This is a genomic window from Microvirga sp. HS2 (assembly GCF_055792805.1).
Map to the genome: position 1 here is coordinate 432,062 of NZ_JBVVAJ010000001.1, position 25,984 is coordinate 458,045.

26 protein-coding genes and 1 tRNA gene are annotated in these 25,984 nt (G+C 64.4%); 20 read left to right on the forward strand and 7 right to left on the reverse strand.

Annotated features, from left to right (window positions below):
- Positions 1-34: 34 nt before the first annotated feature.
- From ACS5Q0_RS02015 to ACS5Q0_RS02035, 5 genes are all read left to right on the forward strand, one after another.
- On the forward strand, positions 35-520 hold the full coding sequence (locus ACS5Q0_RS02015) for a RidA family protein (RefSeq protein ID WP_473124919.1): 486 nt from the start codon (positions 35-37) through the stop codon (positions 518-520).
- Positions 521-678: 158 nt separating this feature from the next.
- Entirely contained in the window at positions 679-1,389 is a 711-nt protein-coding gene (locus tag ACS5Q0_RS02020; protein WP_473124920.1) for a FadR/GntR family transcriptional regulator, read from the forward strand.
- A gap of 292 nt (positions 1,390-1,681) precedes the next feature.
- Entirely contained in the window at positions 1,682-2,671 is a 990-nt protein-coding gene (locus ACS5Q0_RS02025; RefSeq protein ID WP_473124921.1) for a TRAP transporter substrate-binding protein, read from the forward strand.
- A gap of 42 nt (positions 2,672-2,713) precedes the next feature.
- The gene (locus ACS5Q0_RS02030; protein WP_473124922.1) at positions 2,714-3,238 is read left to right on the forward strand and encodes a TRAP transporter small permease; all 525 of its coding nucleotides are present in this window, start codon (positions 2,714-2,716) and stop codon (positions 3,236-3,238) included.
- A gap of 10 nt (positions 3,239-3,248) precedes the next feature.
- Positions 3,249-4,553, forward strand: a complete 1,305-nt coding sequence (locus ACS5Q0_RS02035) for a TRAP transporter large permease (protein WP_473124923.1) — start codon at positions 3,249-3,251, stop codon at positions 4,551-4,553.
- A gap of 472 nt (positions 4,554-5,025) precedes the next feature.
- Here the strand turns inward: ACS5Q0_RS02035 and ACS5Q0_RS02040 are convergent, their stop codons facing one another.
- Entirely contained in the window at positions 5,026-6,036 is a 1,011-nt protein-coding gene (locus ACS5Q0_RS02040) for a sensor domain-containing diguanylate cyclase (protein ID WP_473124924.1), read from the reverse strand.
- A 688-nt stretch (positions 6,037-6,724) separates the two neighbouring features.
- Here ACS5Q0_RS02040 and ACS5Q0_RS02045 point away from each other — a divergent pair.
- A complete protein-coding gene (locus ACS5Q0_RS02045) occupies positions 6,725-6,982 on the forward strand; it encodes a hypothetical protein (RefSeq protein ID WP_473124925.1) in 258 nt (85 codons plus the stop codon).
- A gap of 169 nt (positions 6,983-7,151) precedes the next feature.
- On the opposite strand, the gene ACS5Q0_RS02050 is transcribed toward ACS5Q0_RS02045, so the two are convergent.
- From ACS5Q0_RS02050 to ACS5Q0_RS02065, 4 genes are read right to left on the reverse strand one after another with little or no spacing between them, the layout of a single operon-like run.
- Entirely contained in the window at positions 7,152-7,382 is a 231-nt protein-coding gene (locus ACS5Q0_RS02050) for a Trm112 family protein (RefSeq protein ID WP_473124926.1), read from the reverse strand.
- A gap of 11 nt (positions 7,383-7,393) precedes the next feature.
- On the reverse strand, positions 7,394-8,065 hold the full coding sequence (locus ACS5Q0_RS02055; protein ID WP_473124927.1) for an LON peptidase substrate-binding domain-containing protein: 672 nt from the start codon (positions 8,063-8,065) through the stop codon (positions 7,394-7,396).
- Positions 8,066-8,094: 29 nt separating this feature from the next.
- Positions 8,095-9,000, reverse strand: coding sequence for a thioredoxin (gene trxA / locus ACS5Q0_RS02060; protein WP_473124928.1), 906 nt, complete (start codon positions 8,998-9,000; stop codon positions 8,095-8,097).
- 51 nt (positions 9,001-9,051) lie between these two features.
- Positions 9,052-9,579, reverse strand: a complete 528-nt coding sequence (locus ACS5Q0_RS02065) for a prolyl-tRNA synthetase associated domain-containing protein (protein WP_473124929.1) — start codon at positions 9,577-9,579, stop codon at positions 9,052-9,054.
- Between the two features lie 151 nt (positions 9,580-9,730).
- Here ACS5Q0_RS02065 and ACS5Q0_RS02070 point away from each other — a divergent pair.
- The 5 genes from ACS5Q0_RS02070 (at position 9,731) to ACS5Q0_RS02090 (ending at position 15,818) form a co-directional block, all read left to right on the forward strand.
- Positions 9,731-9,805: transfer RNA gene (locus ACS5Q0_RS02070), tRNA-Gly, on the forward strand.
- A gap of 117 nt (positions 9,806-9,922) precedes the next feature.
- On the forward strand, positions 9,923-11,083 hold the full coding sequence (locus ACS5Q0_RS02075; protein WP_473124930.1) for an AAA family ATPase: 1,161 nt from the start codon (positions 9,923-9,925) through the stop codon (positions 11,081-11,083).
- A 146-nt stretch (positions 11,084-11,229) separates the two neighbouring features.
- On the forward strand, positions 11,230-12,111 hold the full coding sequence (locus tag ACS5Q0_RS02080) for a LysR family transcriptional regulator (protein WP_473124931.1): 882 nt from the start codon (positions 11,230-11,232) through the stop codon (positions 12,109-12,111).
- Between the two features lie 151 nt (positions 12,112-12,262).
- On the forward strand, positions 12,263-13,234 hold the full coding sequence (locus ACS5Q0_RS02085) for a quinone oxidoreductase family protein (protein WP_473124932.1): 972 nt from the start codon (positions 12,263-12,265) through the stop codon (positions 13,232-13,234).
- A 187-nt stretch (positions 13,235-13,421) separates the two neighbouring features.
- Positions 13,422-15,818: a transketolase-like TK C-terminal-containing protein gene (locus ACS5Q0_RS02090; RefSeq protein WP_473124933.1), complete on the forward strand. Its 2,397-nt coding sequence runs from the start codon at positions 13,422-13,424 to the stop codon at positions 15,816-15,818.
- 9 nt (positions 15,819-15,827) lie between these two features.
- Here the strand turns inward: ACS5Q0_RS02090 and ACS5Q0_RS02095 are convergent, their stop codons facing one another.
- Positions 15,828-16,454, reverse strand: a complete 627-nt coding sequence (locus ACS5Q0_RS02095) for a LysE family translocator (RefSeq protein WP_473124934.1) — start codon at positions 16,452-16,454, stop codon at positions 15,828-15,830.
- Between the two features lie 151 nt (positions 16,455-16,605).
- Here ACS5Q0_RS02095 and ACS5Q0_RS02100 point away from each other — a divergent pair, with 151 nt between their 5' ends.
- From ACS5Q0_RS02100 to ACS5Q0_RS02115, 4 genes are all read left to right on the forward strand, one after another.
- On the forward strand, positions 16,606-17,277 hold the full coding sequence (locus tag ACS5Q0_RS02100) for a GntR family transcriptional regulator (RefSeq protein WP_473124935.1): 672 nt from the start codon (positions 16,606-16,608) through the stop codon (positions 17,275-17,277).
- Positions 17,278-17,406: 129 nt separating this feature from the next.
- Entirely contained in the window at positions 17,407-17,991 is a 585-nt protein-coding gene (locus ACS5Q0_RS02105; RefSeq protein WP_473124936.1) for a biotin transporter BioY, read from the forward strand.
- A gap of 4 nt (positions 17,992-17,995) precedes the next feature.
- Positions 17,996-18,934 (forward strand): biotin synthase BioB, encoded by a 939-nt coding sequence (gene bioB / locus ACS5Q0_RS02110; protein ID WP_473124937.1) that lies wholly within the window; start codon positions 17,996-17,998, stop codon positions 18,932-18,934.
- Between the two features lie 73 nt (positions 18,935-19,007).
- Entirely contained in the window at positions 19,008-20,792 is a 1,785-nt protein-coding gene (locus ACS5Q0_RS02115; RefSeq protein WP_473124938.1) for an ABC transporter ATP-binding protein, read from the forward strand.
- Positions 20,793-20,897: 105 nt separating this feature from the next.
- Here ACS5Q0_RS02115 and ACS5Q0_RS02120 read toward each other — a convergent pair whose 3' ends face one another.
- Positions 20,898-21,620, reverse strand: coding sequence for a fused DSP-PTPase phosphatase/NAD kinase-like protein (locus ACS5Q0_RS02120; RefSeq protein ID WP_473124939.1), 723 nt, complete (start codon positions 21,618-21,620; stop codon positions 20,898-20,900).
- 311 nt (positions 21,621-21,931) lie between these two features.
- Here ACS5Q0_RS02120 and ACS5Q0_RS02125 point away from each other — a divergent pair, with 311 nt between their 5' ends.
- The 5 genes from ACS5Q0_RS02125 (at position 21,932) to ACS5Q0_RS02145 (ending at position 25,969) form a co-directional block, all read left to right on the forward strand.
- Positions 21,932-22,213 carry an acyl carrier protein gene (locus tag ACS5Q0_RS02125; protein WP_414472685.1) on the forward strand — a complete coding sequence of 94 codons (282 nt, stop codon included), beginning with the start codon at positions 21,932-21,934 and terminating at the stop codon, positions 22,211-22,213.
- A gap of 132 nt (positions 22,214-22,345) precedes the next feature.
- Positions 22,346-22,813, forward strand: coding sequence for a 3-hydroxyacyl-ACP dehydratase FabZ family protein (locus tag ACS5Q0_RS02130; RefSeq protein WP_473124940.1), 468 nt, complete (start codon positions 22,346-22,348; stop codon positions 22,811-22,813).
- Positions 22,806-23,924 (forward strand): beta-ketoacyl-ACP synthase, encoded by a 1,119-nt coding sequence (locus ACS5Q0_RS02135; RefSeq protein ID WP_473124941.1) that lies wholly within the window; start codon positions 22,806-22,808, stop codon positions 23,922-23,924. The genes ACS5Q0_RS02130 and ACS5Q0_RS02135 overlap by 8 nt, the downstream gene beginning before the upstream one ends.
- A 13-nt stretch (positions 23,925-23,937) precedes the next feature.
- Positions 23,938-25,218 (forward strand): beta-ketoacyl-ACP synthase, encoded by a 1,281-nt coding sequence (locus ACS5Q0_RS02140; RefSeq protein WP_473124942.1) that lies wholly within the window; start codon positions 23,938-23,940, stop codon positions 25,216-25,218.
- 4 nt (positions 25,219-25,222) lie between these two features.
- Complete coding sequence (locus ACS5Q0_RS02145) at positions 25,223-25,969, forward strand: SDR family oxidoreductase (protein WP_473124943.1); 747 nt, start codon at positions 25,223-25,225, stop codon at positions 25,967-25,969.
- Positions 25,970-25,984 lie beyond the last annotated feature (15 nt).

The window sequence follows — 25,984 nt, forward strand, 5'->3', positions numbered from 1 at the left end:
CCGTCGATAGGACGATATCCGGGGAGGGGACGTCATGAGCCCTGAAAAGCGTTTGATTGAGCTGGGCCTTGCCCTGCCCATGCTTCGACCCTCCGCCGGGGCCTATCTGCCCTTTCGCTGGGCCGGAAATCTCCTCTTCGTCTCGGGCCGTGGCGCATCGCGAGCCGATGGGGGCTTCATGACCGGACGGGTCGGCGCCGACGTCTCGGTCGCGGAGGCGCGCCTGCACGCGCGCGATGCCGGACTGCAGCTGCTGGCGGCCGCGAAGGCCGCTGTGGGCGAGCTGGAAAGGATCGGCGCCGTGGTCAAGCTCACCGGGATGGTGAATGCCATCGAGGGATTCACCGAGCACCCGGCGGTGGTCGACGGTTGCTCCCAGCTGCTCCTTGATGTGCTGGGGGATGCAGGGCGCCATGCACGCACGTCGTTCGGGGTTCCAAGCCTCCCTCACGGGATGAGCGTCGAGATCGAAGCCATTCTATGGGTCGAGCGCCCTCCGCATCCATGCGGCTTGGGATAGCCGGCCGGGCTTGCCCTTACGATCAGGCGTTCCGAGAGGGCTGGGCGTCGCAGCGCCGGCTCTTCTCAGGGAAAGGCCGTCCACTGGCGCGTTGTGCTCATATGTCATACATATGAGCTTGAATTGGAATGTAATCGCGTTCGAACAGGAATAGCCTCATGCTGGGCAGAAAAGAGAGCCTTTCTTCGCAACTGACGAAAGAACTGACTCAGAAGATCGAAACGCAGGTCTATGCCCCGGGCTCGCGCATCCCGACTGAGGCGGAACTCTGTCAGCAATACGGGGTCAGCCGAACGGTCGTAAGGGAAGCGATCGCCTCCCTGCGGGCCGACGGTCTTGTGATCCCGCGTCAGGGAATCGGCGTCTTCGTCAGCGAGAGAACGAGACTTCTCCCCTTCGCGTTCGACGAGAAATCGGAAGGGGCTCTCTCGGATATTCTCAACATCCTGGAGCTTCGATTGAGTGTCGAGCTCGAGGCCGCGGCCCTGGCCGCCGAACGCCGCTCCGCCCGGCAGCTTCAGGCGATCAAGTCCAGGTTCAAGGATATCGCCAAGGAGATCAGCGATACCCAAGGGGACCGTGGCCGCAGCGACTTTGAATTCCACATGGCGATCGCTCAGGCGACGAACAATCCATATTTCGAGAAGTTCCTGAGCTTCATCGGCCCGCAGATCATTCCCAGAATCCGAATGAGCAGCCTGCAGACCAGGCGAGTGTCCGATCAGGAATATCACGCGACCCTTCAAAAGGAACACGCCGCCATCGTGGAGGCGATTACGGACCGGGACGCGAATGCCGCGCGAGACGCAATGCGCGCCCATCTGTCCGGAAGCCTGGAGCGTTACCGCGCGCAAAACCCGCGCAGCTGACGGGAGCTGGCAGTCATCGAAAGCAAGACCGCCCGCCAACAGCCGCTGCCGCGGCACATGACGGGAGTGCTCGACCTTGTTCGGGGCATCTGTTCAAGCGTGCGGGCTCACGATGTTTCAACAGGCCTCGTGTTCCGCATGTCGAGAAAGTCATCGGTTGACATATATGACAACTGATGACAGGTTTTCATACTATCCGCTGCACAGCGGTCGTCCTCAAGAGAAGAGATGAGACAACGCAGCACAGCTGCCCGAACTCGTCCGGCACTTCATCGAACAGAGGGAAAACATCATGTCGTTCAAAGCCTATCTTGCCGCCGCGGCTCTTTCGGCAGCCTGCCTCGTCACATCGACCGCATCATATGCGCAGACTGTCTGGACGATGGCCTCGGGCTATCCCGAAAGCAGCTTCTTCACCAAGAATATTCGGGAATTCATCAAGGAAGTCGAGACCAAGAGCGGCGGGAAGCTGAAGATCGACCTGCGTTCCCACGACAGCTTGATCAAGCTCGATGCGATCAAGCGGGCGGTGCAGTCGGGCCAGGTGCAGATCGGCGAGATCCGCATGGGCGTCTATGGCAACGAAGCCGCGATGTACAATCTCGACAACATTCCCGGCGTCGTGCCCACGTTCGACAAGTCGTACAAGCTGATGGAGTTTCAGAAGCCGTTCTACGACAAGCTCTTCGGCAAGAACGGCATGCGGGTCATCACCTATGTCGCCTGGCCGGGGCAGGGCTTCTTCACGAAGGAGCCCGTGACCTCGCTCGCAGACCTGAAGGGCCAGAAGCTGCGCATCTATTCCAAGCAGACCCAGATCATGGGAGAGAAGCTCGGGATGGAATCATTGATCCTGCCGTTCGCGGAAGTTCCGCAGGCATTTGCGACGGGGATGATTCAAGCGCTCTGGACCAGCGCTCAGAGCGGAACCGACGTTCAGGTCTGGGACTATGTGAAGAACTTCACGTATACCGGCACGATGCACAACAAGAATGCGATCATCGTCAACGAACGGGCCATGCGCGCGCTCGATCCGGAATTGCAGAAGATCGTCATGAATGCGGGTGCCGCAGCGACTGAGCGCGGCTGGCAATTGGCCAAGGAAGCCAGCGCCGAGCGTGAGCAAGTGCTGCGCGATCATGGTGTGACCATCGCTCAGGCTCCCAAGGACATTCTCGACCGCATCGACGAGATCGGCAAGGAGATGGTCCAGGACTGGCTGAAAGACGCGACCGCCGAGGAAAAAGCCGTCTACGAGCAGTACCAGGCCGCACTGAAATAAGAGGCCTGGAACCGTCAGCCGGCTAAAAGGAGAACGCCGCTCATGATCAGGCCCATCCTGAACAAGCTCTATCTTTTCAGCGGTTACATCGCAGCGGTGTTTCTGGTTGGAATCGCGGTCGCCATCCTCGCCCAGATCATCGGGCGTATGAGAGGCGTCACCATCGATGCGACGGAGGCGGCGGGACTTTGTCTCGCCGCAGCCACTTTCTTCGGGCTGGCCCATACCTTCGGCCATGGCGGACATGTGCGCATCACGGTCGTGATCGAGCGCCTGTCCGGCAATACCAGGCGCGTCGTCGAAATCTTCAACTGCCTGATTGCGTCCCTGGCCGTGTGTTACCTGGCCTGGAACGTCATCCTGCTCGCCATTCAGTCGTATGAGTATCACGACGTGAGCCCCGGACTACTGGCGATGCCGTTCTGGATTCCCCAGGCAGGCGTTGCATTCGGGGTGACCATGTTCGCGGTCGCCCTTCTCGACGAGTTGTTCTGGATCATCGGCGGGCGCAAACCCCGCTATGACCACGGACACGATTCGGCTCAAGACGATAGACCCGTAGCTTGAGGAGCAATCGATGGATCAGACCCTTCTGGCTTCTATCGTTCTTGTCGTACTCACATTCGGACTGCTGGCTTCCGGCGTCTGGGTTTCGCTCACGCTCCTCATCGTCGGCATGGCCGTGATGGAGCTGTTCACGAGTGCCCCCATGGGCTCCCTCATCGCGTCGACCTTGTGGGATTCCAGCTGGGGCTGGGCGCTGACATCGCTGCCACTCTTCGTGTGGATGGGGGAGATCCTGTTCCGAACGAACCTGTCCTCGGACATGTTCCGCGGGCTGTCGCCCTGGCTGTCGCGCCTGCCCGGCGGATTGCTGCATGTGAATGTCATCGGATGCGGCATCATGGCTGCCGTCGCAGGCTCGTCGGCGGTGACCTGCGCCACGATCGGCCGCATGAGCGTCCCCGAGCTCACCCGGCGCGGCTACCCTCTCAACATGACGATCGGCACGCTTGCGGGATCGGGAACTCTGGGCCTCCTGATTCCACCCTCGATCGTCATGATCGTGTACGGCGTGACAGCCGAGCAATCGATCGGACGGCTCTTCATCGCAGGCGTTCTTCCCGGGCTCGTGCTGATCCTGCTGTTCATGGGCTACACAGCAATCTGGAGCCTGCTGAACAAGGAGAAGCTCCCGCCGCCGGAGCCGCGGGTCGGCTTCCTCCAGCGGATCAACAAGTCCCGAAGCCTCATCCCCGTTGCGCTGCTGATCGGCCTGGTCGTCGGATCCATCTATGGAGGAATCGCGACGCCGACCGAGGCTGCGATGTTCGGGGTTATCGGAGCCCTGATCCTCGCGGCTTTCAGCAGGACGCTGACCTGGGCGAGCTTCATGGACAGCCTGATGACGGCGGTCCGCACCTCATGCATGATCTCGTTCATCATCGGATGCGCCGCCTGCCTCTCGATCGCCGTGGCGTTCGTCGACATTCCCAGAACGCTCGCTGCCTGGGTCGATGCGATGCAGCTTTCGCCTTACGTGCTTCTCGCGGTTCTGGCCGCCTTCATGCTGATCCTGGGATGCTTCCTCGAAGGCATTTCGATCATCGTGCTGACGTCCTCGGTCATGCTGCCGATGGTGCAGAGCGCGGGCATCGATCTGATCTGGTTCGGCATCTTCATCGTCATCCTGATCGAAGCCGCGCAGATCACACCGCCCGTCGGATTCAACCTGTTCGTGTTGCAGAGCATCACCGGCAAGAACATCATTGCCGTCACGAAGGCCGCGATCCCTTATTTTCTCGTCCTGATGCTCCTGCTCGTCCTGATTACGGTCTTCCCATCGATCGTTCTCGTTCTCCCGAGCTTCATGAGCGGATAACGAGGACAGTTCCACTGCATGAACTATCGAAGCCGCGCCAATCCCGCCGGTGCGGCTTCGCTGAGCCCCATGGCCTTAGGCGGGCAGCTGACGGCCATGCTGGCATACGCCAGGGCCGGAACCTGCTGTGCAGCTCCGTGCTCGTCGCTGTTTCCGGAATTCGGTGTAAAAGAAGAGCGCCACGAGGGCGCTTTGAAGTGCACGACCGTAGGGGCAAGTATCGGTCGATGGATTCAATTTATACGATTAATCGGAAAGCTCGCATAGTTCCTTCGGCTTACCTCTTCAGAGATATGCCTGCTCTATTGTCGTACACCGAACGAATCAAATATCCATTTGTTTGTCGTGGGGGCATGACAGTACGGGCCGCTGACCAGAACGATCCAAGAATTCTGGCGCGGCCCTTCATCGTCTTCGTGCCGCATCCAACCTGGCCCGAGCCGGTCACAAGCCGTTGCGCGGCAGGAAACGTTCAAGCAACCGGGTAAACGACGGCGCGATCGCGGCCCTGCTGCTTGGCCCGATAAAGAGCGGAATCGGCCTGAGCAATCAACATCTCTGCTGTGCCGGCGCTTCCTGGGCTATAGGTCGCGACGCCGATGCTCGCCGTGACGACATCATTGATCCCCTGCGGGTGCGGAAGCCTGGCCGAGGCCAGCAACGCTCTCAGCCGCTCGGCGGCTTCCAGGGCCACGGCGCCATCAGCATCGGGAAGCAGCAGTGCAAATTCCTCACCCCCATAGCGGGCCGCCAAGTCATCGGGGCCGCCCGCGACCCCTGACAGGATCGGAGCGCAGCGCCGGAGGACTTCATCCCCGGCCTGGTGGCCCCAGCAATCGTTCAGGAGCTTGAAGCGGTCGAGGTCGACCATCAGCAGGGACAGGGGCTGCTGTGTCCGCTGAAGCCGGCGCAACGCGCGATCGAGCGCGGCGTCGAGGGCGCGACGATTGGCCAGGCCGGTGAGGCTGTCGGTTTCCGCAAGCCGCCTCAGGTCCCAGTTGACCCGCCACAGTTCCAGTTCATCCATGGCGATCGCGCCCAGGTCCTGTAAGGGCGACAGTTCGAACGCGTCTGCCGGCTGGGGAGCCCGCTTGAGAACGCACAGCGAGGCGACGGCAACACGGTCCTCCGTCATCAGAGGCACGCCAGCATAGAAGCGGAACGGCAGGTGAGGAAGAGCAGGATGGCCCTCAAGCCGCGAATCCGCCTGCAGGTCGCCGATCACGAGGGGTTGTCCGGATGCGATCACGATCTGACAAATCGTCTGGTCGCGATCGGCCCATGGCGCGATGCCGCTCCCGTGAATGGACTTCATCCATTGGTACTTGTCGTCGACGAAGCCGATGAAGGCGACATCGGCATCATAGAACCGCGCCGATAGGCGGGTGATCCGGTCGAACCGCTCGTCCTTTCCAGTATCGAGAATTCCGCAGGAGAAAAGAAATTTGAGGCGCTCTGCTTCGTTCGGGGGTGGATGCGGCACGACAAACACTTCAGAACTCCTGTCCTTCAAAACATCAGACTGAGGCTTGCTCCCATATCTCACGTGTGGTGAGCCTTCTACCGGGCCTGTCCAAAAAGCTCGGTTCGCCGTGTTCGGCCTCGCGGCTTGTCGGGAGAAGATTCAGGCGCCTCTGCGAAAGCGATCGGGCTGGAGATCGCAGCGGCTATCGCGTCGGTCGGGCCGGGCTGGATGCTATGGATGCCAAGGATGGACCGAAGACCTTAACGGCAAAACCGAAGGCTCCGCCGATCACCAGGCCCGTCAGGATGATGACGGGCAACAGGCTCCAATCACGGTGACCATCCCTCCTGCGAGCCATGATACGCCCAACCTGATGCTGTTCGGGTTCCGGTCCAAGTTTAGCGCTCTTCCATCGTCTGTGGGAGACATCGCCGAAGCGGCCGAGGACCCTATCCTTAATTCCATCCGCTTGCAGGCTCGTCGTCTTTCGTCCGCCGCGGCCGCTTTCTCGCATTTGCGAGCACCAACACCACCTTGAGGACCAAGGCAAAGCCGAGGAGGAGCATGATCGCGCGCGGGAATGTCATCTCCGCTATGAGTTGAGCCATTCCTGCTCCCCAATCGTATGTACGATTGATGAAATAAGATATGTATGATACTCCCGTCAATCATACATACGATAAAAATCGATGTGCAGAGGCGTGGCTTGACTCAATTTCGTATATACGCCAATGCGTCCAAGGTAGGACGTAAGAAGCCGTCTAAAGTGGGTCGCAAAAAGCAATTTCAGACGCGGATCACGCTGCCTCTTTCCGATGAGATGGCGGAACGCATTGCTGCGACATTACGTCCGGACGAGGTTCGGCTCGATTTTATCCGGGAAGCCATCGACCGGGAGCTGAAACGGAGAGAGCGCCTCAAGGAAGGGGCCGCCAAACGGTCCGAACCGGGCGAAAGCGCGTAGCACCGGGCCTTCAGGACCATCTATGCCGCCGTGTCCTGCGGCCCATCGCCAAAGAGCTTGGGGCAGCATGTCGTCACGTCACTTCTCGAAACGAGGCGAGGGGACGACAAGAGGCTCCATCCCGCGATGACGCTCCTGCCCGATCATCGCAGAAACGGACGGGTTCTTCTCATTCCGTCAGCTGACGCGCCTCTTCCGGCAGCATGATCGGGATTCCGTCGCGGATGGGATAGGCGAGTTTCGCGCGGCGGCTGATCAGCTCCTGGCGCGCGGCGTCGTATTCCAAGGTTTCCTTGGTGAGGGGGCAGACGAGAAGCTCGAGGAGCTTCGGGTCGATGCGGGTCGCCTCGACAGGCTGCGGAGCATCGGTCTGGGGCGAGGCATTCGTCTCTGCGGACATCGGTTTTGATCCTATTGCAGCGTCGAGTCGGAGCTGACGCCGCCGCGTGCGAGTTCGATCTCGGTGAGCGCGATGAGAACTTCGGCGCGGGTTTTCAGGTTCGGCGCTTCGAGGAGCGCCTGCTTCTCGCGCACGCCGAAGGGGCTCATCATGCACAGCGCATTCACCAGCGCCTCGTTGGGCGCTTCCTCGATGCCGCGCCAATCCACCTTCACATGGGCGGCATCGACGAAGTCGCGAAGGGCCTTGAGGACGCCGTTCCGGTCGACCTCGCTTTCGCCCGCGCGGGCGGTGAAGTCGTTCGCGAACGGCTCGAAACTCACGCGGCAACGGCGGAAGAGGTCGATGGGCGGCAACTCCTCCGCCATACGGAACCGCGCGATGCCGATCAGCGTGATGAGATAGCGCCCGTCGCCGGTCTCGGCGAATTGCGTGATGCGGCCTGCGCAGCCGACGGAATAGAGCTTGGGAATGTTGGAGTTGGGGTCGCTGTCGGCATCCGGCTGGATCATGCCGATCACACGATCGGTCTTGAGCGCCTCGTCCACCATGGAGAGGTAGCGCGGCTCGAAGATGTTGAGCGGCATCTGCCCGCGCGGCAGCAGCAGCGCGCCGGGCAGGGGAAAAACGGGAATGACCGATGGGCAATCATCCGGCCCTCGGTATACCGCGTTCATTCCCATGCCGATCTCCCTGTTGGCGTCGAGAGGCGTCAGGCAAACAGGAGCGAGGAAAGCTTCCGCCGTCCCGCAATGGTCATCTCGTCCATCGGGCCCCAGGCCTCGAAGAGCTGGACGAGCTGCTTGCGCGCGCCGTCGTCGTTCCAATTGCGGTCGCGACGAACGATTTCAAGGAGCTGATTGACGGCTTCCTCCCGCTTTCCGCGCGCGTTGAGCGCAATCGCCAGATCGAAGCGCGCCTGGTGATCGAGCGGATCCGCCTCGACACGGCGCAGAAGCTCGGCCGTGTCGCCCAGGGAGCCCGCCTGCTCGGCCAATTCCACGGCGGCCCGGGCGCCTGCGATCGCTGGGTCGTTCGCCTTGGCGGCGGGCGCCATGGCGAGGAAGCGCTTCGCGCCTTCGAGATCGCCCACGTCCACGTGGAGCTTCACGAGCGCGGCGAGCGCCGCCGTGTTGTCGGGCTCCTGGGACAGGATTGCGGCATAGAGTTCGGCCGCGCCCCCCATGTCGCCGGCGGCGACGAGCCGGTCCGCTTCAGCGAGGATCTCTTCCGTGGCGCCGGGGCCCAGCGGGCCGACGAGGCGCTCGATGAAGGCCTTCAGCTGGCTCTCCGGCAGGGCGCCCATGAAGCCGTCCACCGGCTGGCCGCGCTGGAAGGCGAAGACGGCGGGGATCGACTGCACCCCGAGCTGTCCCGCGATCTGCGGATGATCGTCGATATTCATCTTCACCAGCTTCACCTTGCCGCCGGCGGCGCGCACCACCTTCTCCAGGACGGGGGTGAGCTGTTTGCAGGGGCCGCACCACGGCGCCCAGAAATCGACCAGCACGGGCTGGTTCATCGATTCCGCCAGGACGTCCTGGCGGAAATCGGCCGTGGTGGTGTCCTTCACGAGACCGTCGGACGGCATTCCGGGGGAGGGGGTATCGGTCAACATGCGATCCTCGAAGGGTGATCGTGAGAAGAAGGTTTGTCCCTAGATGGGGGCTTAACCGTTGTCTGGCAATTCCGCAGGCGGTTCCGGCAGCTTCAGGATCAACGGATCGTGCCCCGTCGCGCGCAGGAACTTCACCAGATCCTCCCGCGACACGCCAGTGGTCATGGAATTCACCAGGGGATGAAAATTCACGCGCTCGTGCTCCATCAGGTTGGCGTCGAGCACCATCGTCACCTTGCCTTCCGTATCGTTCACCACCGCAAAGGCGGTCACCGAACCGGGCTCCACGCCGAGAAGGCTGCGCAACTGCTCGGAGGTGCCGAAGGACAGGCGGCCTGAGGCGCCGAGAACCTCATGCGTGCGCTTGAGGTCGATGGCGGTGTCGTGCTTGGCGGAAATCAGGAAGAAGCGCCCTTTCTTGTCCTTCACGAACAAGTTCTTGGAATGGGCACCGGGAAGGCTTTCCTTGACCGATTTCGATTCGGCCACGGTGAAGACGGGCTCGTGCTCGACGGTCTCGGATGGAATTCCCAGCGCGTCGAGACGTTCCAGGAGTTCTTTGGGGGAGAGGTGGGCCAAGGCAGGACACTCCGACAGATCCCCGGCTTCTAGCGGCCCCGGAAACCGGGCTCAAGCGCCGCGTCAAAAAGATTGCCTAAAACCCCTTGCCAAGCGAACCGATTTGGGGCAAATCAGCGGCCTCGCAACGGTGCCTCGCGCATCGCGGAGCGCGGGTGTAGCTCAGGGGTAGAGCACAACCTTGCCAAGGTTGGGGTCGAGGGTTCGAATCCCTTCGCCCGCTCCATTCTCTCACATCGAGAGTTTCACGAAGGCCCGCCGTCAGGCGGGCTTTTCGTTTTGCGATCATCGGTCGGAGCGGATAAAGTCACATCCTCCTTTTGGCCGCCGATCCGTTCAGCCCATGCTCGTCATCAAAGAAGTCTTCGCCGCCGGCTACCGCTCGCTGAGGCATATCCGCTTTCCCGTCGAGCCTTTAACCGTCTATGTCGGCGCGAATGGAACGGGCAAGACGAACCTCTACCGCTCGCTCCAGCTCCTGCAATCGGCGGCCGCCGGCACGCTGACCCACGACTTGGCGAATGAGGGCGGCTTCGAGTCCGTCTATTGGGCAGGCCAGCGCAATCCCAAGGACCCGGTACGGATCAAGCTGGGCGTTCGCCTGTTGGAGGAGGGCGCTGACAACTACAATCTCGAATACACGGTCGAGACGGGGCTGGTTAGATCGGCCGGCGGCGTAGTCTATGGAGCCGGTTTCCTGCTGGAGCCGCAGATCAAGGCGGAGACGCTTGTCTACGAGACTCCGCGACGCGAGAGAAAGCTCCTCGACCGGCAAGGCCCACATGGCCATTGCCTCGACGAGGAAGGACTGAAACGCCCGCTAGGCAGCGAAATCCTGCCCTCCGAGACGGCTCTGAACTCCCTCCAGGACGCAGCCGCTTTTCCCGATCTGCATCTCGCCCGGCGCACCATGCTGGAATGGCGGTTCTTTCACGATTTCCGCACCGATGCCCGCTCGTCTCTGCGTCGGCCGTGCCTTGCGGTGACCTCGCCGACACTCGCCTCCGACGGCTCGAACCTGGCGGCGGTCTTCGCGACCTTGGCGCATATCCGCCAGGACACCACCGATCTCGATCAGGCCTTCGACGATGCCTTTCCCGGGGCCCGGCTCGTCATTCCTGAGCCAGACCGCTTCGCCACGTTCGGCGTGATCTTTCCCGATTACCCGAAGCGGATCTTCCAATCCTCCGAATTGTCGGACGGTACGCTGCACTTCCTGGCACTCGCCGGTGCGCTCCTGTCCTACCGCCTCCCGCCGTTCATCGCCTTGAACGAGCCGGAGACGAGCCTTCATCCCGATCTTCTCGAGCCGCTCGCGCGCATGATCGTCGCGGCTTCGAAACGCACGCAGGTGTGGCTCGTGACCCATTCCGAGCCGCTCGCCGATGCGATCGCGCGTCATGGCAAGGTCTCGCCACGGCAGGTGATCAAGCGAAAGGGCGAAACCTGGATCGACGGTCTTCGCCTGAGCGGCGATTTTGCCGAGGAGGATGAGGGCGCATGAAGACGATCCGGTGGCACGCACAAGCGGCCTCTGCTAACGTTAGAGCGTCTCTTATTGCGAAAAGCCGGAACCCATTTTTCGCACGATGCGCCAGACCAACGAGGCTGGCTTTCGATCTTGACGTTTAGGCTTCGCGGTGCCGCCGGATGGACTGGAACGATCTCAGATATTTCCTTGCAGTCGCCCGCACAGGGAGCCTTTCGGCCGCAGCACGGGACCTGCGGGTCAGCCAGGCGACGATCGGCCGGAGGATACAGGCTCTGGAAGCCGCTCTCGGGGGCGTCTTCTTCGAGCGCCTGAACACCGGCTATGTTCTCACCTCCGCCGGCCGTCAGATCCAGAGCCGGGCGGAGGCGGCGGAGGCGGCCGTTCTCGCGGTCGCGCGCGGGGCGGATGCGGAGCGTGGGAGCTTGGAGGGGAGCGTGCGCCTGGCGACGGGAGAGGCGCTGGCCAGCCATCTGATCGCCCCGCACATGCCGGCCTTCCGGACGGCTTATCCGGCCCTCCAGATCGAATTCGCGACAGGCATGCGCGCCGTGAGCCTGGCGCGGCGCGAGGCCGATCTGGCCTTGCGGCTGATTCGTCCCGACGAGGGGGATCACATCCGTCGCCGGGTGGGGCAGGTCGGGTTCGGGCTTTACGCCGTGTCCAGCCTCGTGGATGCCCGGCCCGAGATCAGGGAGAATCCCTGGGCGTTCGACTTCATCGGCTGGGATGCGTCGATGCAGGACACGCCCATGGCGGGCTGGACGAAAGAGCAGGCTCTCAGCCGGGTCGTCGCCACGACCACCAGCATGAATGTTCAATTGGCCCTGGTGCGGCAGGGCGTCGGAACGGCGATCCTGCCTTGCTTCGTCGCCGACACCGTTCCCGATCTGGTGCGGCTCGCCGGCCCCGCGGGGGTCGGTTCGCTCGATCTCTGGATCGTCGCGCACCGGGATCTCAGCCGCGCGCCGCGGGTCCGCGCGGTTCTGGATTTCGTGCGGGATATCTGCGCGCGGGAAAGAGACCGCCTTTCAGCCCTCTGAGCCCCCCACGGGCTCACTGATCCTTCTCCGGTTCGCGCTTCGGGCCTTCGCTTTTCATCCATGAAAAGGGTGTCGCCACGCGCGTGGCTTCCGGTGCCTGGAAGGCTCGGCCTATGACCGGCCCTGAATTTTCAATCGAAAGGGGTAAGTCATGCCGATGATTGTCGAAATGGCCCAGCGTGGTGGTCCAGAAGTTCTCGTTACGAAAGAGGTTCCCGCAGAAGCCCTCAAGCCGGGCGAGCTGCGCCTGCGCCAGACCGTGATCGGCTTCAACTATGTCGACGTCTACCTTCGCCAGGGCGTGTACGAGATACCGCTGCCGAACGTGCTCGGGGTCGAGGCGACGGCCGTGGTGACCGAGGTGGGCGAGGGCGTCACCGGCTTCAAGGTCGGCGACCGGGTGGCTTACACGAACGAGCTCGGGGCCTATTCGTCCGAGCGGACGCTGGACGCGTCCCGCGCCATTCCCCTGCCGAACGATCTCTCGGACGAGAGCGTGGCGGCGCTGCTCTTCAAAGGCCAGACGGCTCACATGCTCGTCCGGCGCGCCTACAAGGTCGAAAAGGGCGATACGATCCTCGTCCATGCGGCGGCGGGCGGCGTCGGCACGGTCGTGACGCGCTGGGCCAAGGCGCTGGGCGCCACGGTGATCGGCACCGTCGGCTCCGAGGCGAAGGTCGAGCTGGCCCGGATCAACGGCTGCGATCACGTCGCGGTGCTCGGCAAGGACGACGTGGCCGCCTTCGTCCGCAAGGTCACGAATGGCGCCGGGGTCCAGGCCGTCTATGACTCCATCGGGCGTGACACCTATGAGGCGAGCATGCGGAGCCTGGCTCCGTTCGGGACCATGGTGTCCTATGGGCGGGCCTCGGGCGAGATCGATCCGATCGAGCCGCGCCCCCTCAGCCGCTACGGCTCGGTGCTGTTCACGCGCGCCAATGTCGATTGGCACATCGCCGATACCGCGATGTATCACAGCTCCGCGTCCGAAGTTTTCGCGCTCATGCGGTCCGGGGTCCTGATCGCCCATATCGGCCAGCGCTTCCCGCTCAGCCAGGTTGCCGAGGTGCACCGGCAGGCCGAGAACCGCAAAACCCAGGGCGCGACGCTGCTGATTCCCTGAGGATGAATGAAACCGGGTCCCTGCGTGGGCGCTTGCCCTCGCAGGGAATCTCCGGTTCGGGGTGCTCCCCCTCGGAAGCGCCTTGCCGCGCACATGTGGCGAGGCGTCACTTTCCCGTCGCCAAGACTTTCCTCTCGCCAAGCGGAGCCGGCGATATAAGATGATTCCCACACGAGAAGGGGATCCCATGGCCGACGCGCGGCATCTTCGTTTTCTGTCGGAGCTCGAGCGGAAGGTGCTCTGGCTGTCGACCTGGACGATTCACAACGCCAATCACCTGCGCCCCAACGAGGACGGATTGAAGATCGGCGGGCACCAGGCCTCCTCGGCCTCGCTCTCCACCATTCTGACGGCGCTGTATTTTTCGGTGCTGCGCCCCGAGGACCGGGTGGCGGTCAAGCCCCATGCGAGCCCGATCTTCCACGCGATCCAGTATCTCTTCGGCAACCAGACCCGCGAGAAGCTGGAGAATTTCCGCGCCTACAAGGGCGCGCAATCCTATCCCTCCCGCACGAAGGACATCGACGATGTGGATTTCTCCACGGGCTCGGTGGGCCTCGGCGTGGCGCAGACGCTCTTTGCGAGCCTCGTCCAGGATTACGTGAAGGCCCACGGCTGGGCGAAGGACCGGCCCGAAGGCCGCATGATCTCCCTCGTGGGCGATGCGGAGATGGACGAGGGCAACATCTTCGAGGCGCTGCTGGAAGGCTGGAAGCACGGCGTGCGCAACACCTGGTGGATCGTCGACTACAACCGCCAGAGCCTCGACGCCGTGATCCGTGAGGGCCTGTGGGAGCGCTTCGAAGCGCTGTTCCGCAATTTCGGCTGGGACGTGGTGATCCTGAAATACGGCTCGCTCATGCAGGAGGCCTTTGCCGAGCCGGGCGGCGAGCGCCTGCGGGAATGGATCGATACCTGCCCGAACCAGCTCTATTCCGCGCTCACCTTCCAGGGCGGAGCCGCCTGGCGCAGGCGTCTCCTCGACGATCTCGGCGATCAGGGCCCCGTCACCCGTCTCATCGAGAAGCGGAGCGACGAGGAGCTGGCGCGCCTCATGTCCAATCTCGGCGGGCACGACATGCCGAGCCTGCTGGAGGCGTTCGAGGCGGCGAGGCGGCACGATCGGCCCGTCTGCTTCATCGCCTATACCATCAAGGGTTTCGGCCTACCGCTGGCCGGTCACAAGGACAACCATTCGGGCCTGCTGACACCCGCGCAGATGGATGTCTGGCGCGCGGCCCAGGGCGTGCGCCCGGGCCATGAATGGGACAAGTTCGAGGGCGTGAGAATCCCGCAGGCCGAGCTCGAGGATTTCCTGAAGAAGGTGCCCTTCGTGCAGGAGGGGCGGCGGCGCCATGCGGCCCCGCAGGTGCCGGTGCCGGACAAGCTCTCGTTCCCGGCCAATCCCTCCATGTCGACGCAGCAGGGCTTCGGGCTCATCCTCAACGAGCTGGCCCGCTCCGATCAGGCGCTGGCGGACCGCGTCGTCACCACCGCGCCGGACGTGACCGTCTCGACCAATCTGGGCGCCTGGGTGAACCGGCGCGGGCTGTTCGCCCGCAAGAGCCTGGTCGACACCTTCAAGAAGGAGCGGATTCCCTCGACCTACAACTGGGAGTTCTCACCCAAGGGCCAGCATCTGGAGCTCGGCATCGCGGAGATGAATCTCTTCATCGTCCTCTCCGCCCTGGGCCTGTCGCATTCCCTGTTCGGCGAGCGGCTCCTTCCCATTGGCACGCTCTACGACCCGTTCATCTATCGCGGCGCGGACGCGCTGAATTATGCCTGCTACCAGGACGCCCGCTTCATGCTCGTCGCCACGCCCTCCGGCGTGACGCTCGCGCCGGAGGGCGGCGCGCACCAGTCCATCGGCACGCCGCTGGTCGGCCTGGCGCAGGACGGCCTGGCCTCGTTCGAACCGGCTTTCGTCGACGAACTCGCCGTGATCATGCGCTGGGCCTTCGACTACATGCAGCGCGACGGGGAGGGCGAGCCGAACGAGACCACGTGGCTGCGCGACGAGACCGGCGGCTCGGTCTATTTGCGCCTGTCCACCCGGACCCTCGAGCAGCCCCAGCGCGAGATGACGCCGGACCTCGCGGACGACATCATGGCCGGGGCCTACTGGCTGCGGAAGCCCGGCCCGAACGCCCAGGTGGTCGTCGCCTATACGGGCGCGGTCGCGCCCGAGGCCGTCGAAGCGGTGGGCCTCATGGCCGAGGACCGGCGCGACATCGGCCTGCTCGCCATCACGTCCGCCGACCGGCTCAATGCGGGCTGGACGGCGGCGCAGCGCGCCCGCGAGCGCGGCCTCGTCCATGCGAGATCCCATGTGGAGCGCCTGCTCGCCGAGGTGCCGCCCCATTGCGGCCTCGTGACCGTGATCGACGGCCATCCGGCGACGCTCGCCTGGATGGGCTCCGTGATGGGCCACCGCACCCGCTCGCTGGGCGTGGAGCATTTCGGCCAGACGGGCACGATCAAGGATCTCTACCGCCATTTCGGTATCGACGCTCAGGGCATCATCGCCGCGGCCGAGATGATCGCGCCGGGCAAGCCCATGCGGTACCTGCGGGCGGTGTGAGGCAGGCCGTCAGGCCTGCCCCGCCTTCAGGGCCACGGTGGCGATGCCGGCGCCGATCAGGAGGCTGCCGCCGGTCTTGTTGACGAGGCCGATCGTGCGCGGGCTGCGGATGATCCGCCGCGCCCGCGAGGCGACGAGCGCATAGGTGAAGGCATTCGCAAAGGCCAGGGTCAGGAAGGTCGCGGCGCACAGGCTCACCTGCGGCAGAAAGGCGAGCTTCGGGTCGATGAACTGCGGCAGGAAGGCCACGAAGAACACGAGGCCCTTCGGATTGAGGGCCGTCACGAGCCAGGCGTGGCCGAGCATCTTCCACGACGAGGCGGCGTCCGTGCGGGGCGTCACGTCGAGGCTTCCGCCCGCGCGCCAGAGCTTGATCCCGAGCCAGACGAGATAGGCGGCCCCGATCCATTTGAGGATCGTGAACACCGTCGCCGATGCGGCCAGCAGCGCGCCGAGACCCACCAGGGACAGCGTCATGGCGGTGAAGTCGCCGAGCGCGACCCCGACGGCCATGGGCAGGGCCGTGCGCCAGCCCTGTCCGAGGGCGTAGGACACGACCAGCAGAATGGTCGGTCCCGGGATGACGAGCAGCACGGCGGCGGCAGCGGTAAAGGCGAGCCAGGTCTCGAAGGGCACGGCTGTTCTCCTGTCCGGATCGCAGGAAATCAGCCACAGAATGCGAAGCCTGTCGAGGGGAGGGCGGGGGCTCGCAAGTCGCACCGGTTTCCGCCGCCAAGACGACCTTGGTCGATTTGTGCCGGGAGGTTTTATAGATTATTTGGCAGGCATGGCACCGAAAGCACCCGACAACACGATCGCAGGACGGATCAGCCGCGCTCTGGCCGAGCGCATCATCGCGGGTGAACTCGAGCCGGGCAGTAAGCTCCGGCAGGACCACATCGCCGAAGAATTTGGGGCGAGCCATGTGCCCGTCCGCGAGTCGTTTCGCCGCCTGGAGGCTCAGGGCCTCGTGGTCAGCGAGCCTCGCCGGGGCGTCCGGGTCGCCCTGTTCAATCTCGAAGAGGTGAGGGAAGTCGCCGAGATGCGCGCCGCCCTCGAGGGGTTGGCCCTGCGCCATGCCGCTCCCCACCTGACCCCGGCGGTTTTTGAGCAGGCCGAGCAGGCCATCCGCGCGGGCGACAAATCGGCGGACGTGCAATCCTGGGAGCAGGCCAACCGCAGCTTCCATCGCCTGATCCTGACGCCGTGCCGCATGCCGCGCCTCCTGGCCGCCATCGACGATCTTCAGGCGGCGAGCGCCCGCTTTCTGTTCGCGGCCTGGCGCTCCGAATGGGAGGCCCGGACCGATCACGATCACCGCGCGATTCTGACGGCCCTGAAGCAAGGTGATGTGGAGATCGCCGTCAGCCTCCTGGAGCGGCATGTCCGCCGGATCGGACAAAGGCCCGTGACGACCCGTTCAGGGCGAGTCCGCGAAGTCTTCGCGATCAACGGCTGAGAGCTTTTTATCTATAAAATTGGGAGGTTATCCAGAGGTCCGGAAATAGACCTTGCTGGATTATAGATATTTTGGAATCTCTTGGGGCGATGATTCCGATTTTATAGATAAAGGCGTCCCATGATTGGCATGACCTCGACTCTCCGGCTGAAACAACAGGTTCTTTCCCGCCTGACTGTCAGAAACATTGTGGCTCTGGCATGCGGCGTCGCCCTCATGACCCTGAGCGCCAAGGTCCAGATTCCCTTCTGGCCGGTTCCGATGACCCTCCACACCCTGGCCGTCATGGCGATCGCGGTGGCGTGCGGCCCCTTTGCGGCCGTCTCGGTCACAGCGGCTTATCTGATCGCGGGAGCCTCCGGCCTCCCGGTCTTCTCGGGTTCGCCCGAGCGCGGCATCGGCTTGGCCTATATGGTCGGCCCGACGGGCGGCTACCTCCTCGGCTTCCTCGTCGCTTCGGGAGTTGTCGGGCACCTTGCCGCGGGGCGAAAGGCTCTGGGGCAATGCGGCGCGATGCTCGCCGGGCTCCTGATCGTCTATGGCTTCGGGCTTGCGTGGCTTCTGCTCTACGTGCCCGCCCCGCGGCTTCTCGCCCTCGGGGTCGCGCCGTTCCTGCTGGGCGATCTCGTGAAGATCGGCATCGTCGCCGCCGCAAGCGCCGCCTTGTCCAGGTCGAGCCTGGCGTCGCGGATGAAATCTCTGGCCGGCTTCTAAGACCATGATCCGCCACGATTGGACCACCGAGGAGATCGAGGCTCTCTATACGCTTCCGCTCCTCGATCTCGTCGGCCGCGCCAATGAGGCGCACCGCCGGTATCACGATCCCAACAGGATCCAGAGGGCGAGCCTTTTGAGCATCAAGACGGGCGGATGCCCGGAAGATTGCGCCTATTGCCCTCAATCGTCCCACCATCGGGAAGTCAGCCTCACCAAGGAGCATCTGATGGAGCCGGAGGGCGTGATCGCCCTGGCGCGAAAGGCCAAGGCGGCCGGTGCGGAGCGCTTCTGCATGGGCGCGGCCTGGCGGCAGGTGCGGGACGGAAAGGCGTTCGACGCCGTCATCGCCATGGTGGAAGGGGTGAGGGCCCTGGAGATGGAGGCCTGCGTGACCTTGGGCATGCTCAAGCCGCATCAGGCCCGCCGCCTCGCGCAGGCCGGCCTCACGGCCTATAACCACAACCTGGATACGAGCCCCGAATACTACAGCCGCATCATCACGACACGGACCTATGAGGACCGGCTTAGCACGCTTGCCGCCGTGCGCGCGGAAGGGATCCAGCTGTGCTGCGGCGGGATCGTCGGCATGGGCGAAAGCATCCGCGACCGCGCATCGCTCCTGCGCGTGCTGGCGAATTTTGCGCCGCATCCGGAGAGTGTTCCGATCAACGCCCTCGTGCCGGTCGAAGGAACGCCTCTGGCGAAGCAGCAGCGCATCGATGCACTTGATCTCGTCCGCATGGTTGCCACGGCGCGTCTCGTGATGCCCGCCTCGATCGTCCGTCTCTCCGCCGGCCGCTCTCGCTTGAGCAGGGAGGCCCAGATCCTCTGCATGATCGCCGGCGCCAACTCGATCTTTTATGGCGACAGGCTGCTCACAACGGCCAATAACGGAGAGGATGACGATACAGAGTTGCTCTCCGCTGTGGGAGCTGCGTGAATCGGGCGATTTGCGGGCCGGTTCTTCGCGTGGTAACTCGCGGGTCGAAATCGAGAGAGCTCCAAGCATTCCTATGGCCCGCACACGCCCCATCCGCGGCAACACCGCCCCTCTGGTCAAGCGCCTCTGGCGCGAATGGATGCGCCCGCATTCCAAGACCCTGGTGGCCGTGCTCGTGTTCGTCGGCCTGGTGTCGGGCGCGACGGGGCTCTACCCGGTGCTCATCAAGGCGGCCTTCGATGCTTTCGACACGAAGGACGTGACGGCGATCTACCTCGCGCCTCTCTTCGTGATCGCGGTCACCTCCATCAAGGGCTTCTCCCTGCTCGCGCTCACGATCCTCACCAACAAGGTGGTGACGCGCATCGAGGCGGACATGCAGACCAGGCTCTACGGCCACATGATCGAGGCGGATCTCGCCCAGATCGGACGAGAGAGCCCGGCGGCGCTCACCCAGCGCTTCACCACCGACTTCATGTTCATCAAGGAGGCGCTGACCCGCCTCTCCACCGTGTTCCTGCGCGAGATCTCCACGGTGATCGCGCTGGTCGGCGCGATGATCTGGATCGACCCGATGATGACGCTGGTGGCCGGCATCACCATGCCCTTCTTCGTCTATCCGGTCGAAAAGATCGGCCGCAAGCTGCGCCGCGTCGCCACCTCCACCCAGGAGCAGACCGGCCAGATGGCGGGGCTCATCACGGAGAGCCTCGCGGGCACCCGCTTCGCCAAGACCTATCGGCTCGAGGGTTATCTCAAGAACAAGGCGGCCAACACCTTCGACGAGATTCGCCGCCTGCGCATGAAGGGTGCGAATGCCCGCGGGCGGCTCGATCCCCTGCTCGAGGTCGGCGGCGGCGTCGCCGTGGCGGCGGTGCTCGTGCTGATCGGCCAGCGCATCCTCTCCAACAGCAGCACGGTCGGCGATTTCACGGGCTTCGTCAGCGCGCTTCTCCTGGCGGCCCAGCCGATCCGGGCGCTCGGCAATCTCAACGCCATCGTGCAGGAGGCGGCGGCCGCCCTGCAGCGCACCTTCACCGTCATGGACGAAGTGCCGACGATCCAGGACAAGCCGGATGCGAAGCCGCTCGCCCTGACGGGTGGCGAGATCCGCTTCTCCGATCTGTCCTTCTCCTATACCGGCGACGCCACCGCCGTGGACCGGGTCGATTTCGCGGCGGAAGCCGGCAGCACCACCGCCCTCGTCGGACGCTCCGGCTCAGGCAAGTCGACCCTGCTCTCCCTCGTGCCGCGTCTCTACGACGTGACGGGCGGCGCGATCCTCATCGACGGCCAGGACATCCGCGACGTGACGCTGGCGAGCCTGCGCCAGGCCATCGCCGTGGTGAGCCAGGACGTGGTGCTCTTCGACGATACCATCCGGGCCAACATCGCCTTCGGCCGCCCCGGCGCAACCGAGGAGGAGATCGTCGAGGCCGCCAAGGCCGCAGCCGCCCACGACTTCATCCTGAAGCAGCCGAACGGCTACGACACGATGGTCGGCCCCGGCGGCGGACGGCTCTCGGGCGGCGAGCGCCAGCGCGTGTCGCTGGCCCGCGCCTTCCTGAAGAACGCCCCGATCCTGCTGCTGGACGAGGCCACGAGCGCGCTCGACTCGGAATCCGAGCGCCTGGTGCAGGCCGCCATCGGCAAGCTCATGAAGGGCCGCACGACCCTGGTCATCGCCCATCGTCTCTCGACCGTGCGCGACGCGGACAAAATCGTCGTGATGGAGGCGGGGCGCGTCATCGAGATGGGGCCGCACGAGGCCCTGATCGCCAAGGGGGGCACCTATGCCCGTCTCCACCGGCTGCAATTGTCGAACGATCTGGAGCCGAGCTGGGCGGCGAATTCCTGACGGCGCCTCTTTGGCGTGGCCGTCTCGTTAGAAAGGCCTTGCGCCCCCTCGATAGAGATCACCGGCACAAGGCCGGTGACGACATGGGAGGTGACAGGGTGGGGCCTATTCGCGCCGCATGATCTTGTCGACGAGCAGGTGCGACCAGAAGCTCGGGCGGAATTCCTGCTCAAGGGCCTTGGCGTCGTAGACGGTTTCCAGCCAGGTCAGGAACGGCATGCCCTTGGCCTCGCCTTCGCGGCGATAGGCATCGAAGAAGGCATCCAAGATGCCGGTTTTCGAGAACCGGAAATGGCCATATCGCATGTGGAGCTGCCGCTGGGCTTCGTCCACGCTCCGGCCCTCGTGCAGGATGAGGTAGAGCGCCGCCATGAAGCCCGCCCGGTCGGCCCCGGATTTGCAGTGCATCACGGCCGGATATTCGATCTTCTCGAAGAAGTCCTTGGCCGTGAGGAGCGAGGTCCGGTCCGGGGCGCCGCGGGAGCGGATGACGAATTCCACCAGGTTGATGCCGAGCCGCTGGCAGGCCTCCTTCTGGAGCTGCCAGGAGCCGTGCTCGTGCCCGCCGCGCAGGTTGACGATCGTGCGCACGCCTTCCTTCTTGAGCGCCTCGATCTGGTGCGGCGCGGGCTGGGCCGTGCGCCACAGCCGGTCGGTGACCCGGTGCTTGTTCAGGTAGACCAGGCGGAAGACGCCGTGATCGACGAGGAGCATGTTGGCCCAGGCGCACAGGCGTGCGAACGTGCCCTGGACGGGTTTGTCCCATCGGGCGATGCGGGCCATGCGTCGGGCACGACGAACGGCAGGTCTGCGGAACCTGTTGAGCACGTTGATCCGGTCTCGAAGTCGTTTCTGCCAGTGAAATCAGGGGCCTTTATGGCGTCGGGTCGGCTCTTATCGTCGATAGGAGCGGATTAATCAATCGGCCGCCCTCTTAACCTTTGCCGCAGGTTCTGTCATCGTGCGGCGTTCAGGAAAGAGCCGGAACGCAACCAATCGGTTGCCGCTGAGGCCCCCGTCGTGTAAGGGGAGCGTTCCAATACAACCCTCCTTGACGAAAAGAGCGGCTGGATCTGGGCCTGGTAAGGTCCGGCAGCGGCGGAATCGTTGAGAGTCAAGCATTTCAGGAGAGCGGCGTCATGTCGTCCACCTTCGAGACCGTCGCCGGCATCATTTCAGAGACCGCCGACATTCCGCGCGAGCAGATCACGCCCGAGAGCCACGCCATCGACGATCTGGGCATCGACTCGCTCGCGTTCCTCGATATCGCGTTCGCCATCGACAAGGCCTTCGGGATCAAGCTGCCCCTCGAGCAGTGGACCCAGGAGGTGAACGAGGGTAAGGCTCCGGCCGAGGAATACTTCGTTCTCAAGAACCTCGTGGCGCGCATCGACGCGCTCGTCGCCGCCAAGCAGGCTTGAACCACAAGACTTCCATCCCGGTGGGCCGGACCAACATGCGCCCGGCCCGAAGAGGCGATCCATCCAAGAGCCCCGCCTCATGGATTCCTTTTCCTGTACTGTCCGCCGGGAACGAGAGAGACCGGGATCGGGATGCGCCTCGAATATTTTGAAATGATCGACCAAGTGGTGTCCCTCGACCGCGACGCGAAGCGGATCGAGGCGATCTCCACCGTTCCGCAGGAAAGCCCCGTCTTCGAGGGGCATTTCCCCGGCCATCCCCTCGTGCCCGGCGTCCTGCTCACCGAAACCATGGCCCAGGCCTCCGGCTATCTCGTGCTCGGCCTCATGGGCTTCACCCACATGCCGTTCCTCATGGCCGTGGACAAGGCGCGCTTCCGCACCTTCGTGGGCCCGGGAACGGTGCTGTCCGTCCAGGCCCAGCTCGAGCACGAAGGCTCGGGCTATGCTGTGACGAAGGCCAAGATTCTGGCCGAGGGCAAGCCGATCTGCGATGCTGAGCTGCGGTTCAGGATCATGCCTTTCCCCGAGGGCATGGACGGCCAGATGCGGGCCCAGGCGCAGCGCATCGGCCTGATACGGGAGATACAGGATGCGTGACGTCGTCATCACCGGAATTGGCATCGTCTCCTGCGCGGGCGAGGGCCTGGACGTGCATCTGGCCGCGCTCTCGGCTAAGCCGAACACGGATGCCGAGACCTTCGCCCCCTATCCCATTCATCCGGTGGCGGCGCTGGAATGGGATCGTCAGATTCCGAAGAAATCCGACCAGCGGCAGATGGAGGCCTGGCAGAGGCTCGGCTGCTATGCCGCAGGTCTCGCCCTCGACTCAGCGGGCGCGAAGGACGATGCGGAGCTGAAGCACCGCATGCAGCTCATCGTGTCGGCCGGCGGCGGCGAGCGCGACTACGCGGTCGACGGGCAGGTCCTGACGGGCCTCCGCAGCGCCGAGAATCCCGGCGTGTTTCTCAACGAGCGCCTCATGGGCGACCTGCGCCCCACGCTCTTTCTCGCCCAGCTCTCGAACCTGCTCGCGGGCAACATCTCCATCGTGCACGGCGTCACGGGCGGATCGCGCACCTTCATGGGCGAGGAATCGAGCGGCGTGGACGCCATCCGCATCGCGCGTGAGCGCATCGCCTCGGGCCAGGACGACATCTTCCTGGTCGGCGGCGCCTACAATGCCGAGCGGCCCGACGTGCTGCTGATCTACGAGATGGGTGGGTTCCTCTGGAAGAAGCCCTATCAGCCGGTCTGGAGCCGTCCCGCAGAAGGCGGCGGCATGATCCTCGGCTCGGCCGCCTGCTTCCTGGTCCTCGAAGCCCGCGAACATGCGCAAAAGCGCGGCGCAAAGCCGCTCGCGGCCATTACGGGCGTCGCCTCGGACCGCTCCCGCCGCAAGGCCGGCAGCGTCGAACACGCGCTGCACGGCCTCTCCAAGCAGCTTCAGGGGAAGCCTGACCTCGTGGTTTCGGGCGCGACCGGCGTGAAGGGCATCACGGAGGAGGAGCTGGCCGCCCTCAAGGACATCGCTCCGGGGGCTGCCGTTCATGCGACCGGCGATCTGATCGGCCATGCCATGGAAGCCCAGGCGCCCGCAGGCGTGGCGCTCGCGGCGGGCCTCATCGCGCAGGACAAGGCGAGCGACGCCCTCGTGACCTCCGTCGGTCACTGGCGCGGCGAAGGCGTCCTGCGGCTCACCAAGGCTTGAACAGGAGAACGGCATGGCGCTTCGCGACAAACAGGGCCGTCCGCTCGTCGCCGTCACCGGCATCGGCGTGGTCACCTCCCTCGGCCAGGGCAAGGACGCCACCTGGGCCGCGCTGACGGCGGGCAAATCCGGCATTCACCGCATCAACCGCTTCCCCACGGAAGGCCTGCGCACCACGATCGCGGGCACCATCGACTTCATCGATGTGGAGCCCTTCTGCGCACCGATGCTCTCCGAGCGCCTCGCCGTCCTGGCGGCGGAGGAGGCCGTCGGGCAGTCCGGACTGGCATCGGACGATTTTCCGGGCGCGCTGTTCATCGCCGTGCCGCCGGTCGAAATGGAATGGCCGCAGCGCGAGGCGCTGGCCGAGGCCTCCGGTCAGGCCGGTGAGATCACCTACAAGGACCTGCTGAAGGCCGCGGCGACGGGCCGCTTCAAGGCCTGGCACGACCTGTTCATCTTCGGCACGGTGGCGGACCGGGTCGCCGACCGCTTCGGCACGAAGGGCTCGCCGATCTCGCTCTCCACCGCCTGCTCGTCGGGCGCCACCGCCATCCAGCTCGGCGTCGAGGCGATCCGCCGTGGCGAGACCGATGCGGCGCTCTGCATCGGCACGGACGGTTCGGTGAACCCTGAATCGCTCATCCGCTTCTCGCTGCTCTCGGCGCTCTCGACCCAGAACGAGAACCCGGAGGGCGCATCGAAGCCCTTCTCCAAGAACCGTGACGGCTTCGTGATGGGGGAGGGCGGCGCCGCCCTCGTCCTGGAGAATGCGGAAGCAGCAAAAGCGCGGGGCGCGACGATCCTGGGCTATGTGCTCGGTTGCGGCGAGAAGGGCGACAATTTCCACCGCACCCGGTCGTCCCCGGACGGCTCGCCCGCGATCGCCGCCATCCGGCAGGCGCTCGACGATGCGGGCGTCGCCCCTGACGAAATCGGCTACATCAACGCGCACGGCACCTCGACGCCGGAGAACGACAAGATGGAGGCCATGAGCTGCACGGCCGTGTTCGGCGAGCGCATGGGGAGCCTTCCGATCTCCTCCAACAAGTCGATGATCGGTCACACCCTCACCGCGGCGGGCGCCGTGGAGGCGGTGATGTCGCTGCTCACCATTGCCACGGGCCGCCTGCCGCCGACGATCAACTACCAGGTGCCCGATCCCGCGATCCCGCTCGACGTGGTGCCCAACGTGGCGCGCGACGCCGATGTGAGATTCGTGCTCTCGAACTCCTTCGGCTTCGGCGGCCAGAACACCTGCCTCGTCTTCGGGGCCGAGCCCAAGGGGGCTTAAGCTCATGACTCGCGTTCTCGTCACCGGCGGCGGCAAAGGCGTCGGCGCCGCCATCGTGCGGGCGCTCGCGGCGGCCGGCCACGACGTGGATTTCACCTATCGTTCGTCGGGCGATGCCGCGAAGGCGCTCGGCGAGGAGCTGATGCAGGCCCATCCCGGCCGCACGATCAGTGCGCATGAGGTCGATCTCGCTGACAAGGCGGCGCTCGAATCCTTCTGCGAGATGCTCGAAGCTGAGAGCTTCTTCGGGTTCGTGCACAATGCGGGCCAGTCCTATGACGCGCTCGCCGCCATGATGCAGCAGGACAAGGCCGAAGCCGCCATGCAGGTGAACTTCTGGTCGCTCACCCGCATCGCGAAATCCCTCATGCGCGGCATGATCCGGGCGAAAGCGGGCCGCATCGTCGCCATCGGCTCGGTGGCGGCGCTCCAGGGCAATCCCGGCAACGCGGCCTATGCGGCCTCCAAGGGCGCGCTGATCTCCTATTGCCGCACGCTATCCGTCGAGACCGCCAAGCGCAATGTCACCGTCAACGTGATCGCGCCGGGCTTCATCGACACGGACATGATGGCCCCTTACGCGGCCTATCGCGACAGCATGGAAAAGCAGATCCCGGCCGGACGCTTCGCGAAGCCTGAAGAGATTGCGGGCCTCGCCGCGTTCCTGATGAGCGAGCCCGCCGCCTACATTACCGGCGCGGTCCTGCCCATCGACGGCGGCCTCACCGCGATGCTGGGTGTCCATCGGTAGTCCGAAGACGCGGGC

Coding starts and splice junctions, on each gene's coding strand:
- ACS5Q0_RS02015 (WP_473124919.1), top strand. CDS start 35: ATGAGCCCTGAAAAGCGTTTGATTGAGCTGGGCCTTGCCCTGCCCATG.
- ACS5Q0_RS02020 (WP_473124920.1), top strand. CDS start 679: ATGCTGGGCAGAAAAGAGAGCCTTTCTTCGCAACTGACGAAAGAACTG.
- ACS5Q0_RS02025 (WP_473124921.1), top strand. CDS start 1,682: ATGTCGTTCAAAGCCTATCTTGCCGCCGCGGCTCTTTCGGCAGCCTGC.
- ACS5Q0_RS02030 (WP_473124922.1), top strand. CDS start 2,714: ATGATCAGGCCCATCCTGAACAAGCTCTATCTTTTCAGCGGTTACATC.
- ACS5Q0_RS02035 (WP_473124923.1), top strand. CDS start 3,249: ATGGATCAGACCCTTCTGGCTTCTATCGTTCTTGTCGTACTCACATTC.
- ACS5Q0_RS02050 (WP_473124926.1), bottom strand. CDS start 7,382: ATGTCCGCAGAGACGAATGCCTCGCCCCAGACCGATGCTCCGCAGCCT.
- ACS5Q0_RS02055 (WP_473124927.1), bottom strand. CDS start 8,065: ATGGGAATGAACGCGGTATACCGAGGGCCGGATGATTGCCCATCGGTC.
- trxA (WP_473124928.1), bottom strand. CDS start 9,000: ATGTTGACCGATACCCCCTCCCCCGGAATGCCGTCCGACGGTCTCGTG.
- ACS5Q0_RS02075 (WP_473124930.1), top strand. CDS start 9,923: ATGCTCGTCATCAAAGAAGTCTTCGCCGCCGGCTACCGCTCGCTGAGG.
- ACS5Q0_RS02080 (WP_473124931.1), top strand. CDS start 11,230: ATGGACTGGAACGATCTCAGATATTTCCTTGCAGTCGCCCGCACAGGG.
- ACS5Q0_RS02085 (WP_473124932.1), top strand. CDS start 12,263: ATGCCGATGATTGTCGAAATGGCCCAGCGTGGTGGTCCAGAAGTTCTC.
- ACS5Q0_RS02090 (WP_473124933.1), top strand. CDS start 13,422: ATGGCCGACGCGCGGCATCTTCGTTTTCTGTCGGAGCTCGAGCGGAAG.
- ACS5Q0_RS02100 (WP_473124935.1), top strand. CDS start 16,606: ATGGCACCGAAAGCACCCGACAACACGATCGCAGGACGGATCAGCCGC.
- ACS5Q0_RS02105 (WP_473124936.1), top strand. CDS start 17,407: ATGACCTCGACTCTCCGGCTGAAACAACAGGTTCTTTCCCGCCTGACT.
- bioB (WP_473124937.1), top strand. CDS start 17,996: ATGATCCGCCACGATTGGACCACCGAGGAGATCGAGGCTCTCTATACG.
- ACS5Q0_RS02115 (WP_473124938.1), top strand. CDS start 19,008: ATGGCCCGCACACGCCCCATCCGCGGCAACACCGCCCCTCTGGTCAAG.
- ACS5Q0_RS02125 (WP_414472685.1), top strand. CDS start 21,932: ATGTCGTCCACCTTCGAGACCGTCGCCGGCATCATTTCAGAGACCGCC.
- ACS5Q0_RS02130 (WP_473124940.1), top strand. CDS start 22,346: ATGCGCCTCGAATATTTTGAAATGATCGACCAAGTGGTGTCCCTCGAC.
- ACS5Q0_RS02135 (WP_473124941.1), top strand. CDS start 22,806: ATGCGTGACGTCGTCATCACCGGAATTGGCATCGTCTCCTGCGCGGGC.
- ACS5Q0_RS02140 (WP_473124942.1), top strand. CDS start 23,938: ATGGCGCTTCGCGACAAACAGGGCCGTCCGCTCGTCGCCGTCACCGGC.
- ACS5Q0_RS02145 (WP_473124943.1), top strand. CDS start 25,223: ATGACTCGCGTTCTCGTCACCGGCGGCGGCAAAGGCGTCGGCGCCGCC.